12 protein-coding genes are annotated in these 13,686 nt (G+C 57.5%); all 12 read left to right on the plus strand.

Features of this window, described 5'->3' with window-relative positions:
• The first annotated feature begins 273 nt into the window (after positions 1-273).
• The 12 genes from mobB (at position 274) to PQU95_RS01735 (ending at position 13,683) form a co-directional block, all read left to right on the plus strand.
• The gene (gene mobB / locus PQU95_RS01680; protein WP_038296597.1) at positions 274-774 is read left to right on the plus strand and encodes a molybdopterin-guanine dinucleotide biosynthesis protein B; all 501 of its coding nucleotides are present in this window, start codon (positions 274-276) and stop codon (positions 772-774) included.
• The gene (locus PQU95_RS01685; RefSeq protein ID WP_017507094.1) at positions 771-1,025 is read left to right on the plus strand and encodes a MoaD/ThiS family protein; all 255 of its coding nucleotides are present in this window, start codon (positions 771-773) and stop codon (positions 1,023-1,025) included. Before mobB ends, PQU95_RS01685 begins: the two co-directional genes overlap by 4 nt.
• 1 nt (position 1,026) lies before the next feature.
• Positions 1,027-1,485: a molybdenum cofactor biosynthesis protein MoaE gene (locus tag PQU95_RS01690; RefSeq protein ID WP_017507095.1), complete on the plus strand. Its 459-nt coding sequence runs from the start codon at positions 1,027-1,029 to the stop codon at positions 1,483-1,485.
• A 307-nt stretch (positions 1,486-1,792) separates the two neighbouring features.
• Positions 1,793-3,049 carry an MFS transporter gene (locus tag PQU95_RS01695; RefSeq protein WP_272750414.1) on the plus strand — a complete coding sequence of 419 codons (1,257 nt, stop codon included), beginning with the start codon at positions 1,793-1,795 and terminating at the stop codon, positions 3,047-3,049.
• Positions 3,050-3,115: 66 nt separating this feature from the next.
• On the plus strand, positions 3,116-4,498 hold the full coding sequence (locus tag PQU95_RS01700; RefSeq protein WP_017507097.1) for a NarK family nitrate/nitrite MFS transporter: 1,383 nt from the start codon (positions 3,116-3,118) through the stop codon (positions 4,496-4,498).
• Between the two features lie 298 nt (positions 4,499-4,796).
• The gene (locus PQU95_RS01705; protein ID WP_017507098.1) at positions 4,797-8,483 is read left to right on the plus strand and encodes a nitrate reductase subunit alpha; all 3,687 of its coding nucleotides are present in this window, start codon (positions 4,797-4,799) and stop codon (positions 8,481-8,483) included.
• Between the two features lie 72 nt (positions 8,484-8,555).
• Positions 8,556-10,112, plus strand: coding sequence for a nitrate reductase subunit beta (gene narH / locus PQU95_RS01710; RefSeq protein WP_017507099.1), 1,557 nt, complete (start codon positions 8,556-8,558; stop codon positions 10,110-10,112).
• On the plus strand, positions 10,109-10,765 hold the full coding sequence (gene narJ, locus PQU95_RS01715) for a nitrate reductase molybdenum cofactor assembly chaperone (protein WP_272750415.1): 657 nt from the start codon (positions 10,109-10,111) through the stop codon (positions 10,763-10,765). The genes narH and narJ overlap by 4 nt, the downstream gene beginning before the upstream one ends.
• 48 nt (positions 10,766-10,813) lie before the next feature.
• Entirely contained in the window at positions 10,814-11,500 is a 687-nt protein-coding gene (narI, locus tag PQU95_RS01720; RefSeq protein ID WP_272750416.1) for a respiratory nitrate reductase subunit gamma, read from the plus strand.
• 86 nt (positions 11,501-11,586) lie between these two features.
• Complete coding sequence (locus PQU95_RS01725) at positions 11,587-12,792, plus strand: molybdopterin molybdotransferase MoeA (protein WP_272750417.1); 1,206 nt, start codon at positions 11,587-11,589, stop codon at positions 12,790-12,792.
• Positions 12,789-13,280, plus strand: a complete 492-nt coding sequence (gene moaC, locus PQU95_RS01730) for a cyclic pyranopterin monophosphate synthase MoaC (protein WP_017507103.1) — start codon at positions 12,789-12,791, stop codon at positions 13,278-13,280. The genes PQU95_RS01725 and moaC overlap by 4 nt, the downstream gene beginning before the upstream one ends.
• A gap of 79 nt (positions 13,281-13,359) precedes the next feature.
• Positions 13,360-13,683, plus strand: a complete 324-nt coding sequence (locus tag PQU95_RS01735) for a DUF2249 domain-containing protein (RefSeq protein WP_017507104.1) — start codon at positions 13,360-13,362, stop codon at positions 13,681-13,683.
• Positions 13,684-13,686: the final 3 nt, after the last annotated feature.

A 13,686-nucleotide genomic window follows, 5' to 3' on the forward strand; every position in this document is an offset into this window, starting at 1 on the left:
CTAGCTTTAACTACTCAGGGAGTGCCGGATACGCCCATTTAGGTCTAAAGATCTAGCTGGTCTACGCACTCTAGGTCAGAGGTGTTGAATGTACTTCCTGATATTCTTTCCGGGCTCAAGGGGTACGCAGCGGCGAGTCAGTGTTGCTGTCGTAATGTAGATCAATCCGGAGTTAGCAGAACGATACGTCGCGAAGATATTTAGTCTGGCTGTTGCGTAGTGCTGCTGACTCTGAAATAGCAGATTAGGTCATTTAGCGTGCAGATGTGTGATATGGCTACACCACTTCTTGTGTTGGCGGGTTGGTCTGGAAGTGGCAAGACCACGCTGCTGGAGCAGTTGTTGCCCTGCTTGACCGCAACCGGTTTGCGCGTGTCCGTGGTTAAGCACAGCCACCATGCGGTGGATTTCGACACCCCAGGCAAGGATAGCTACCGCCACCGAGCAGCCGGTGCGGCACAGGTAATGCTGCTGGGTGAACGCGGCCTAGCCGTCTATGAAAACCTGTCAGCGCCCTTAGACTTGGCAGCACAACTGGCACGGCTACACCCGGTAGACCTGGTGATTTTGGAAGGGCAGAAGTGGCTAGCGGTGCCTAAGCTGGAGGTACACCGCTCGGCGCTGGGTAAGCCCTTGCTGCAACCGGACGATCCAGACATTCTCGCGGTAGCTAGCGACGCTACCTTGCCGGCACTGGCAGTGCCACAACTCGACCTCAACGATATCGATGCCATTGCCGCCTTTGTGCTGCGCTGGTGGGAGCAACAAGCATGAGTAGCATCCGCATCCTGTACTTTGGTCGCCTCAAAGACGCCGTCGGTCGTGCCGACGAAAACCTGGACTGGGCTGGTGGTAGCACCAGCCAGTTGCTGGCGCAACTGCGTAGTCGTGGTGAGGCGTGGGCCGGCGCGCTGGCCGAGGGCCAGGTGTTCCGCCTGGTCGTCAACCAACAGATCGTGCGCGGTGACGCCGACATCCCCGTCGGTGCCGAAGTCGGCATTCTGCCGCCGGTAACAGGGGGCTGACATGCATTGCGATATCACCATACAGACCGCGCCGTTTGACCTGGGCGCCGAAGAAGCGATGCTGCGTGCGCAAGCCGGCGATGCCGGCGCGCTGGTGGCGTTCCAAGGCATGGTGCGCGGTCACGACGCTGCCATCCCGCTGACGGCACTGTTCCTGGAGCACTACCCGGGTGTGACCGAAGCCGAAATCTGCCGCATCGCCGAGGACGCCGCAGCACGTTGGCCGCTGACGGCGGTGCGGGTCATTCACCGCGTGGGCAGCCTGGCGCCGGGCGAGGGCATCGTGCTGGTGCTGGTGGCGTCCGGCCACCGCGCGGCGGCGTTCGCCGGCGCGGCCTTCCTGATGGACTACCTGAAAACCGAAGCACCGTTCTGGAAGCGCGAACACTTTGCCGACGGCAGTCTGCGCTGGGTGGACGCCAAGGCCAGCGATGATGATGCCGCTGCACGCTGGGCCTGATCTGTAGATTCTGCTTCCGGTACGCCGCTGCGTGGTGTCTTGCTGTCTGTTTTGCTTGGCCCCTATCGTTGTGGCCAACCTTGTCATCTACTTCAGGATTTGTTACCTGGAAGCGTGGCTGATGTCGCCTGTGCTTTTGTAAAAATTACTGCGTAAATTACCTCTAGTTATTCCGGCTTAGTTCTGGACTCCCCACCTGCTTATCTGGCTACGTCATCGGCAGGGTTGTTCTTACTCCTCCGGCCAATACCCGTACACGTTGACGGGGCATAGCATGCCTCTGACTCTTTCGTACAGGTAATGTGTCATGGCATCCCCGGCTTATAAGCAATACGCGGTGCTGGCTAGTAGCACTGTGGCGTTCACTGTCTGTTTCATGATCTGGATGATGTTTGCTGTACTGGGCATTCCGATCAAGCAGCAATTGGGCTTGAGTGAAACCCAATTCGGTATTTTGGCGGCCACACCGGTGCTATCAGGCTCGTTGATCCGCGTGCCGCTGGGCATCTGGACGGACCGCTTTGGCGGTCGCATCGTGCTGTTTGTGCTAATGCTGGCCAGTGTTGTACCCATTTACATTATGCAGTTTGCCACTGCGTACTGGCACTTTCTCACCATCGGTCTATTTGTCGGTTTGGCTGGGGGTTCGTTTTCAGTAGGTACGCCTTATGTAGCGCGCTGGTTCCGGAAGGAACAGCAAGGCATGGCTATGGGTGTTTTCGGTGCAGGTAATGCGGGCTCTTCGCTTACCAAGCTGGTCGCACCTGGCATCATTGCTGCCGCTGGCTGGCAGATGGTGCCTACCGTGTACGCCGTAATTATGTTGGTGACTGCCATTCTATTTTGGGTTTTCTCTTACCACGATCCAAAGCATGTTGTGTCCAGTAAGGCTAGTTTGAGCCAGCAGTTGGCACTAATGAAAAACCCAGCAGTGTTACGCTATTGCCAGTACTACTCCGTGGTGTTTGGCGGCTATGTGGCACTGGCGTTGTGGATGACGAAATACTACGTGGCCGAATATGGCTTCGATATCAAGCATGCAGCTTTTCTTGCCGCCTGCTTCTCCTTGCCTGGTGGCGTTTTGCGTGCGCTGGGGGGGTGGTTATCAGACAAGTATGGTGCTTACAAAGTGACTTGGGGCGTGATGTGGGCGTGCTGGGTTGCTTTCTTTATCTTGTCTTATCCGCAAACTCACTTTGTCATTCAGACCGTTAAAGGCCCCCAGGGCTTCGAGATTGGTTTGAGTGCTACTTGGTTCACGCTGCTGCTGTTTGGTGTAGGCGTCGCCATGGCTATCGGCAAGGCGTCGGTGTTCAAGTTCATCGCGGACGAGTTTCCCGACAATATCGGTGCCGTCTCTGGCGTAGTTGGTTTGGCCGGCGGCCTGGGTGGCTTTCTGCTGCCCATCCTGTTTGGTCTGCTGGTGGACCTGACTGGTGTACGTTCTAGCTCGTTCATGTTGTTGTACGGTACTGTTTGCGTCAGCCTGGTTTGGATGCACTTCTCGTTCAAACCGGTAGCTCAGGCTCGACATGCCGTGCTCAAACCTGCGGCTAACAACTAGCAAGGCACCTGTTTTCTCGGTTAACAAACCGGGGCGGCAGGGGCCGCCCCGACAAGGGAGCGAATCATGTCTGAACACGTCCTTCACCGCTGGGAGCCGGAAAACCCGGCCTTCTGGCAACAACAAGGTAAGCCGGTGGCACGCCGCAACCTATGGCTGTCTATCCCCGCGCTGACACTGGCCTTCATCATCTGGCAAGTGTGGAGTGTGGCGGTACTGAACATGCCCAATATCGGCTTCAACTACACGCAAAACCAGCTGTTCTGGCTGGCAGCGCTGCCGGCGCTGTCCGGCGCCACGCTGCGCATTTTCTACAGCTTCATGGTGCCGATCTTCGGTGGTCGCAAGTGGACGGCTATCTCCACCGCCAGCCTGCTGATCCCGGCCATCGGTATCGGCTTTGCAGTGCAGGACACCTCCACCAGCTACGTCACCATGCTGATCCTGGCGCTGCTGTGTGGTTTTGGCGGCGGCAACTTCAGCTCGTCGATGTCCAACATCAGCTTCTTTTTCCCCAAAGCCGAAAAAGGCACCGCGCTGGGTCTGAACGCCGGCCTAGGTAACCTGGGCGTATCGGTGGTGCAGTTCGTGGTGCCTATCGTCATCACCATGGGCCTGTTCGGCAGCTTTGGCGGCGAGCCGCAAACCTGGGTAAAAGGTGCGGCCAGCAAGCAGATGTGGTTGCAGAACGCCGGCTTCGTGTGGGTGCCGTTCATTGTGCTGTCCACGCTGGCGGCCTGGTTCGGCATGAATGACCTTGCCTCGGCCAAAGCGTCGTTTGCCGATCAGGCGGTGATCTTCAAGCGCAAGCACAACTGGCTGATGTGCTGGCTGTATATCGGTACTTTTGGTTCCTTTATCGGTTTCTCGGCGGGCTTCCCGTTGCTAGTCAAAGGCCAGTTCCCCGATATCGACCCCACCAAATACGTGTTCTTCGGCCCGCTGGTGGGGGCGTTGGCACGTCCGATTGGCGGCTGGTTGGCCGACAAGATCGGCGGCGCTCGCGTGACTCAGGTGGTGTTTTTACTGATGATCGCGGCTGTATTTGCTGTAATCGGTTTCCTCCCTCACGCTGGCCAGGGTGGTAATTTCCAGGGTTTCTTTGCGATGTTCCTTTGTCTGTTTGCGCTGACGGGTATTGGTAATGGTTCCACCTTTATGCAAGTGCCAGCCATCTTTCTGACACTACACAAACGTATGGCAGGTCGTAGCGAATCAGCACAAAAGCAGGCAGTGGCCGATGCAACTAAGGAGGCGGCTGCGGTGCTGGGCTTTTCCGGTGCCATCGGTGCCTACGGTGGTTTCTTCATTCCCAAAAGTTACGGCACGTCGATTGCCCTGACGGGGGGGGTAGAAGCCGCGCTGTATGCTTTCATCGCTTTTTATGTGACCTGCATGCTGGTGAACTGGTGGTTCTATGCCCGCAAAGGCGCGGAAATTCCGTGTTGAGCTAAATCGTTTTCTCCAAGCGGTGCGACGCGCTGCTTCTTTTCACGCGCCCTACGGGGCGCGTTTTTTTATGCGCTGTTCGCTAAGCCGGACGGTGAATGTACGGATGGAGATAGCGTTGGTGGCTAAGCCTTTGGGAGTAGGAGGACTCCTCCCTCTGCCGCTGCAGTTTGCCACCAGTGGGGAATGGGAGGCGAGCTGGCCTGCGCCTAAGCTTGGTAGCGTGAATCGGGGTATCCGCATACCGCTTGCGGCCAACCTAAGCAGGCCGCAGCGGCGGCAAACACACGGAGGCAAAATGAGCCACTTTCTCGACAGACTAAATTTTCTTGGCAAGGTAAGGTCCACCTTTGCTGATGGCCACGGCGCAGTAGTAAACGAAGATCGTAAGTGGGAAGACGGTTACCGGCAGCGCTGGCAGCACGACAAAATTGTGCGCTCCACCCATGGCGTAAACTGTACCGGCTCTTGCAGCTGGAAGGTTTACGTGAAGAACGGGCTGATTACCTGGGAAACCCAGCAGACAGACTACCCGCGCACGCGGCCGGATCTACCTAACCACGAGCCGCGCGGCTGTCCGCGTGGTGCGTCGTACAGCTGGTATGTTTACTCGGCACAGCGTGTGAAGTACCCCATGGTACGTGGCCGTCTGATGAGGATGTGGCGAGAGGCCAGGCAGAAGATGGGTGCTATTGATGCCTGGCAGCTCATTAGCCAGAATCCTGAAACTGCCAATGAATATAAGAGTAAACGTGGCCAGGGTGGCTTTGTTCGTGCTAGCTGGGACGAAGTAAACGAAATAATTGCGGCAGCAAACGCGTTCACCATCAAAAACTATGGTCCTGACCGCGTTGTAGGCTTTTCACCCATTCCAGCGATGTCGATGGTGAGCTATGCCGCTGGCAGCCGTTACCTAAGCCTGATCGGGGGGGTGCCGCTATCGTTTTATGACTGGTACTGCGACTTGCCGCCAGCCAGCCCGCAAATTTGGGGCGAACAGACTGACGTAGCCGAATCGGCAGATTGGTACAACAGTAACTACCTGATGGTGTGGGGCTCCAACATTCCGATGACGCGTACCCCGGATGCCCACTTTTATACCGAAGTGCGCTACAAGGGCACCAAAACGGTGGCCGTCTCGTCCGACTTTGGCGAAATGGCTAAGTTTGGCGATATTTGGCTCGCACCGAAGCAGGGTACCGACGCGGCATTGGCCATGGCTATGGGCCACGTTATCTTCAAAGAATTTCACCTCGATAAGCCATCCGACTACTTTACCGGCTACATACGCCAGTACACCGACATGCCGATGCTGGTGACGCTGAAAGCTCAGGATGGTCGCTATGTGCCGGACTACTTCCTGCGTGCATCCAACCTGGTGGACAACCTGGGCCAGGACAACAACCCCGAATGGAAAACCCTGGTGCTGGACGAGCTTAGCGGCGAGCTGGTAGCGCCCAATGGTTCGGTGGGCTTCCGTTGGGGCCAAAGCGGCAAGTGGAATCTGGAAGAAAAAGACGGTGCCGGCAATGGCCGCGACATCAAGGCCCGCCTGTCTCTGATCGACCAGCGTGACGCCGTGGTGGGTGTGGGCTTCCCGTACTTCGGCAGCGAGCATGACGAGCTGTTGGAGCGTAACGTCCCGGTAAAACGGGTTCGTCTGGCCGACGGTAGCGACGCGCTGGTGGCCACTGTGTTCGACTTGATGGCGGCCAACTACGGTATCGACCGTGGTCTGGGCGGCGGCAACGTGGCGCGCGACTATATGGACGACGTGCCCTACACCCCGGCTTGGCAGCAAAAGCATACCGGCGTAAAACCAGAGATGGTGATCCAGGTGGCTCGGGAATTTGCTCGTAATGCCGACGAGACACATGGCCGCTCGATGGTAATCGTCGGCGCCGCGCTGAACCATTGGTATCACATGGATATGACCTACCGCGGCATCATCAACATGCTGATGATGTGTGGTTGTATCGGTCAGAGTGGTGGTGGCTGGTGCCACTATGTGGGCCAGGAGAAGTTGCGCCCGCAGACAGGATGGGCACCGCTGGCTTTTGCCTCTGACTGGGTACGCCCATCGCGCCAGATGAATGGTACTAGCTTCTTCTATGCCCATACCAGCCAGTGGCGTCACGAGAAACTGGGAGTTGGTGAAATCCTGGCTCCTACTGCCGATGGCAAAATGGGCAATATGGCGCTGATCGACTACAACGCCAAGGCCGAGCGCATGGGCTGGCTGCCGTCTGCACCACAGCTCACCACCAACCCGCTTGACGTGGTGCGCGATGCTGAAGCCGCAGGGCAAGACCCGGTGGCCTACGCCGTGTCGCAGCTGAAATCTGGCAAGTTGGATATGAGCTGTAACGACCCGGACAACCCGAAAAACTTCCCGCGTAACATGTTCGTGTGGCGTTCCAACATCCTGGGTAGCTCTGGCAAGGGCCACGAGTATTTCCTCAAATACCTGCTGGGTACTCAAAACGCGGTAATGAATGGCGAGGAAGGCTGCATCAAGCCTACCGAAATCAATGTGCGACCGGCAGCCGAAGGTAAACTCGACCTGTTGGTTGTGCTGGACTTCCGCATGTCCACCACTTGCCTGTATGGCGACATCGTGCTACCGACGGCTACGTGGTATGAGAAGGATGACCTGAACACTTCCGACATGCATCCCTTCATCCACCCGCTGTCCGAGGCCGTGCAGCCGTTGTGGCAAGCTCGCAGCGACTGGGAGATCTACAAGGGTTTTGCCAAGGCGCTCACTAACGTTGGTGGTGACTACCTGGGTACCCGTAAGGATCTGGTACTGACCCCGCTAATGCACGATACGCCAGAAGAGCTAGGCCAGCCGTTCGACCCGCGCGACTGGAAAAAAGGCGAGTGCGAACCAGTGCCTGGCAAAACCATGCCCAAAATGACGGTGGTTGAGCGCGACTATCGCAAGATTTATGACAAGTTTACCGCTATTGGCCCCTTGCTGGAAAAAGTGGGTAACGGCGGCAAGGGTATCGGTTGGAAAACTGCGCACGAAGTAGATGTATTGCGCGGCCTCAACAAGACGGTGCAGGGCGGGGTGGCCGACGGCCAGCCGCGTCTGGATAGCGCTATCGACGCTGCCGAGATGATCCTGACACTGGCTCCGGAAACCAATGGCCACGTGGCGGTAAAAGCCTGGGATGCGCTGTCCAAGGTAACCGGCCGTGATCACACTCACCTGGCCTTGCCGCGCGAGCACGACAGCATCCGCTTCCGTGACGTACAGGCCCAGCCGCGCAAGATCATCAGTTCGCCAACCTGGTCCGGTCTGGAAAGCGAGGAGGTGAGCTACAACGCTGGCTACACCAACGTACATGAACTGATCCCATGGCGCACGCTCACCGGCCGCCAGCAGTTCTATCAGGATCACCAGTGGATGCGCGCCTTCGGCGAAGGCCTGTGCGTGTACCGCCCGCACGTGGACCTGAAAACCACGGCTGCCATCTTGGGCAAGAAGCCCAATGGCAACAGCGAAATCGTACTGAACTGGATTACGCCGCACCAGAAGTGGGGTATCCACAGTACTTACTCCGACAACCTGCGCATGCTCACCCTAAGCCGTGGCGGCCCACACGTGTGGATCTCCGAGATTGACGCCAAGAAGGCCGGCATCGTGGACAACGACTGGATCGAGGTATTCAACGTAAACGGCACGCTCACTGCCCGCGCCGTGGTATCGCAGCGCGTGCCAGAAGGCATGAGCCTGATGTACCACGCCCAGGAAAAGATCGTGAACGTGCCTGGTGCCGAAATCAGCGGTAAGCGCGGTGGCATCCACAACTCGGTGACACGAACAGTAACCAAGCCCACGCACATGATCGGCGGCTACGCACAGCTGGCCTGGGGCTTTAACTACTACGGCACCGTGGGCGCAAACCGCGACGAGTTCGTGGTGATACGCAAGATGAAGAACGTGGACTGGATGGATCGTCCACTGGCCGAGTAAGCCGTCTCAGACTGGATACGTGACGCTAGCAGGCCGCAGCCTGCTAGCGTCACAAGACAAGGAGTTTTTCACATGAAAATCCGTGCCCAAATCGGTATGGTGCTCAACCTCGACAAGTGCATCGGTTGCCATACCTGTTCGGTAACCTGCAAAAACGTGTGGACCAGCCGCGACGGTATCGAGTACGCCTGGTTCAACAACGTGGAAACCAAGCCCGGCATCGGCTATCCCAAGGACTGGGAAAACCAGGATAAGTGGCAGGGCGGCTGGGTACGCAAAGCTAATGGCAAGCTGGAGCCGCGTCAGGGCGGCCGGCTGAAGATTCTGGCCAATATTTTTGCTAACCCCAACTTACCGGCTATCGACGAGTATTACGAGCCGTTTACCTACGACTACGAGCACCTGCAGAACGCGCCGGAAATGATCACGCCGCCTACCGCCCGTCCGGTATCGGTGCTGACTGGCAAGAAGATGGACAAAATCGAATGGGGCCCGAACTGGGAAGACGACCTGGGTGGTGAATTCAGCAAGCGCAGCAAGGACGCCTTGTTCGAGGGCATCCAGAAGGAAATGTACTCGGCCTTCGAGAACACTTTCATGATGTACCTGCCGCGCCTGTGCGAGCACTGCCTGAACCCGGCCTGCGTGGCCAGCTGCCCGTCTGGCTCCATCTACAAACGTGAAGACGATGGTATTGTACTGATCGACCAGGACAAGTGCCGTGGTTGGCGCATGTGTGTGTCTGGCTGCCCGTACAAGAAAATTTACTACAACTGGACCACCGGTAAGGCCGAGAAGTGCATCTTCTGCTACCCGCGCATTGAGGCCGGCCAGCCTACTGTGTGTTCGGAAACCTGCGTTGGCCGCATTCGCTACCTGGGTGTGCTGCTGTACGACGCAGACAAGATCGAAGCCGCCGCCAGTGTGGAAGACCCGAAGAGCCTGTACGAGGCGCAACTGGGTGTGTTCCTGGACCCGCACTCCAGCACCGTGCAGGAAGAGGCTCGCAAGCAGGGCATTCCGGAAGCCTGGCTCACCGCAGCGCAAAAGTCACCGGTGTACAAGATGGCCATGGAATGGAAAGTGGCATTTCCACTGCATCCGGAATACCGCACGCTGCCGATGGTGTGGTATATCCCGCCGCTATCTCCCATCCAGAGTGCTATGGAAAACGGTTTGATCGGCGAAAACGGCATCATCCCAGACGTGAAAGACCTGCGTATCCCGATTCGTTATCTGGCCAATTTGCTGACTGCCGGCAAGGAAGAGCCGGTGGTGAGAGCGCTGGAGACCATGGTCGCCATGCGCCGCTACATGCGCGCCAAGAGTATCCATAAGCAAGTGGATGAGACCACGTTGAAAGGCACGCACCTAAAACCTCTTCAAGTCGAAGAAATGTACCAGGTGATGGCCATCGCCAACTACGAAGACCGCTTCGTTATCCCGTCCAGCCATAAGGAAATGGTGGAAAACACCTTTGATGACAAGGCCAGCTGCGGCTTCACCTTTGGTAACGGCTGCTCTGGCGGATCATCTGAATCTAGCTTATTTGGCAAGAAGAAGGCCACGCCTATTGTGTTCCACGATATGCGGCGCGATCGCAAAGCCAACACCGGGAGTAAGTCATGACACCAAGCATTGTTTACCGTGCACTGAGCACATTACTGGTGTACCCGGAGGCTGAATTACAAGCAGCTATTCCAGAATTGGCCAACACACTTGCCGTGGAGCCGGATGTATTACGTGGTGTCCAGCCGTTACTGACAAGGTTATCAGAAGGGGACTTGATAGAGTTGCAGCAAGACTATGTACAGCTATTCGACCGCAACCCCAGTCATTCGCTGCACCTGTTCGAGCACATTCATGGCGAAGATCGTGCCCGTGGCCAAGCCATGGTGGACTTAATTGATGAGTATCGTCGGCATGGCTTTGAGCCAGTAGCTGATGAGCTGCCTGATTATGTGCCGCTATTCCTTGAGTTCATTTCGCTGTGCGAGGCTGACGAAGCCGCTCGTTTACTGGGTGATGCCGTACATGTGCTGGCCCACGTGTCCAAGAAACTGGCAGATAGCGGCTCGGCTTACGCCGGGGTGCTGGATGCGCTGGTGTGGTTGTCGCCAGTGGCCCCCGAGCCGTTGACGGTACCGCCGGTCCGCGACATGGACGAGGCTCTGGAAACCTTCGGCCCCGGAGTCGACGGTGTGGAGCCTCTACTGAAGCCAGCTATGCCGTCTGTGGCCACAGTCAACTTTTATCCTAAGGGCCACGCTGCTACCCGTTAACCACGCATGTGGCCAGTCGTTAAGGTTGGCCACAGCAAGGAGAAAACAATGGACTATCTGCATCAATTCGTTTTCGGGATCTACCCGTATATCGCGCTGGCGATCTTCCTGCTGGGTAGCTTGGTGCGCTTCGAACGCGAACAGTACAGCTGGAAAAGCGAATCCAGCCAGCTACTGCACCGTGGCAGCTTGCGCCTGGGCAACATCCTGTTCCACGTCGGCATCATTGGTCTGTTCTTCGGCCATGCAGTGGGCCTGCTGACCCCAGTAGCGGTATGGGATGCACTGGGTGTGACTCACAGTTTCAAGCAAGCTTTTGCCATGACTGCTGGCGGCATTATGGGTACGTTGTGCCTGATTGGTGTGCTTATTCTACTGACACGCCGTTTGGGTAACGATCGCCTGGCTGCCAACACCACCTGGCGCGACAAGTTGGTACTGCTGTGGATTCTGGCCACGCTGCTACTGGGCCTGTCCACCATCGCCGTCTCCGCCCAGCACATGGACGGTCACGAAATGGTGCTGTTGATGACCTGGGCGCAACACGTGGTGACCTTCCGTGGTGATGCGGCCAGTTTCATCGCTGACGCCTCGCCAGTGTTCAAGGCCCATCTGTTCATGGGAATGAGCTTGTTCGTGATTTTCCCGTTTACCCGTCTCGTACACGTTTGGAGCGGCTTTGGTGCCGTTGGCTACCTGGGTCGCAGCTGGCAGCTGGTGCGTCCTCGCCGCTAAACCAGCACCGGCTTTTGCTGGTTGCAGCGCTAACGACGCCGGCTTGTGCCGGCGTCGTTTTTAATGACTTCACAAGAAAGACAAGTATGCAAAGCGTGGATGCCACCCGCGATGCGCTGTTGGCTTGCGCCCGTGCGCCGGCCCAGAGCGAAATCCTACCCCTTTTGGATATTGCTCATCGAGTGCTAGCCCGGCCTTTAGTGGCACGTTTGGATGTGCCCCCGCACGATAATAGTGCTATGGATGGCTACGCCGTGCGAAGCAGCGAACTAAAACCAGGCGTGGCTTTCGAGGTTAGCCAGCGTCTGCCCGCCGGCAGTCTGCCTTCACCATTATTGCCAGCTAGTGTGGCACGCATTTTTACTGGCGCAATGCTGCCCGAAGGTGCCGATGCCGTGGTGATGCAGGAGCACACCAGCACGCTACCCGATGGACGTGTGATGTTTGACGACGTGGTGAGGTCCGGGCTGAATATACGCCGCCGTGGCGAGGATATCACCGACGGCAGCAGCGTACTGGCCGGTGGTCTACGCCTTAAACCGGCTCATCTGGGTTTGGCCGCATCTGTGGGCGTGGCCTCATTGCCGGTCTACACGCAGTTGCGTGTGGCTGTGTTTTTTACTGGTGACGAACTGCAAGAACCGGGGAGACCTGCTTTGCCTGGGCACATCTATAACGCTAATCGCTACTGGCTGGTACCTGCCCTGCGGGCGTTGGGTTGTGAGGTGCTGGATTTGGGTATTGTGCCGGATCGACTGGCCGACACGCGGCAACTGTTGCGCGATGCTGGCCAGGCTGCCGATGTGGTAATGACCTGTGGCGGTGTATCGGTTGGCGAGGAAGATCACGTCAAGGCGGCGGTTTGCGCCGAAGGCGAGCTACAGCAGTGGCGAGTCGCGATCAAGCCGGGCAAGCCGCTGGCATTTGGGCGCGTAGGGCAGGCTGACTTTATCGGTTTGCCCGGTAATCCAGTGGCTGCCTGGGTGGGCTTTATCGTGCTTGTGAGAGACTTTCTGCGTGCCCGTCAAGGCGAGGTGCTACCTCGCTGGCAGCCGCAGGGTTGGTTGCCAGCCAGCTTTCGCTGGCCAAGGCCAGACCCGCGGCGGGAGGAATTCTTGCGGGTACGCGTGGTGCCAGATGGCACCAGCCACGTGTTGCATGCCTACCCACAACAGGGCTCGGCAGTGCTGTCGTCCTGCGTATGGTCAGACGGGCTAGCGCGGCTGCAGCCTGGGCAAGTGGTAGAGCCAGGTACCTTACTGCCAGTATACGGCTGGGGTGCAGGCGTATGAGCAATCTTACTCATTTCGATGCTAGCGGCCAAGCCCACATGGTGGATGTTGGCCATAAGGCAGAAACCCGCCGCACGGCGGTGGCCTGCGGTCATATCGACATGCATGCCGACACATACGCTGTACTGCAGGCCGGCAACAGTAAGAAGGGCGATGTGCTGGGCATCGCCCGCCTAGCGGCTATTCAGGGCAGTAAGCGTACGGCTGACCTTGTTCCCCTTTGTCATCCGCTGGCGTTGACTCATGTTGCTGTCACCTTTCGCTATAACGATACGGCGTGCCGTCTGAGTTTGGTGGTGACGGCTGAGACTGTTGGCCGCACCGGTGTGGAAATGGAAGCGCTGACCGCGGTGATGGCCGGCTTGCTCACGGTGTACGACATGCTGAAAGCTATCGATCGAGGTATGCGGATCGGTGGCATACGACTGTTGGAAAAGCAAGGGGGACACAGCGGGCACTGGCAAGCCGAGACCGCCTTGCCGAGCTGAAATCCTTATCCTGTCTCAAGGAAGTATGACTCTGCTCCCCGTAACACGCTAAGCAAGTTCAACCCTGTGGATAGCAAATATGCAAGACCTAACCGTACATTTATTCGACGCACGTGGCGTCGCCAAGCGCTTTCGTCATGCCGCCATATTTGGTGCGCTGGAGCAACTGAATCGCGGTGAAATTATGCGCTTCGTCAACGATCACGAGCCTGTGCCACTGCTGCAGCAAATTCGTCAGCGCTACCAGGATCAGGTGCAGATCGTGGCTGTTTCGCAGCAGCCTGGTGAAGTGGTATTCGATTTCTCGGTCTTCCCGGCCGGTTCGGACCAGGATGACGCCACGCCGCCGCCAGTCGGCAGTTGTGGTGGTGGGGGTGGTGGCTGCGGTTGTAGCGGGGGCTAAAAC

It is taken from the genome of Vogesella aquatica, assembly GCF_028548455.1.
GTDB classification, from domain to species: domain Bacteria; phylum Pseudomonadota; class Gammaproteobacteria; order Burkholderiales; family Chromobacteriaceae; genus Vogesella; species Vogesella aquatica.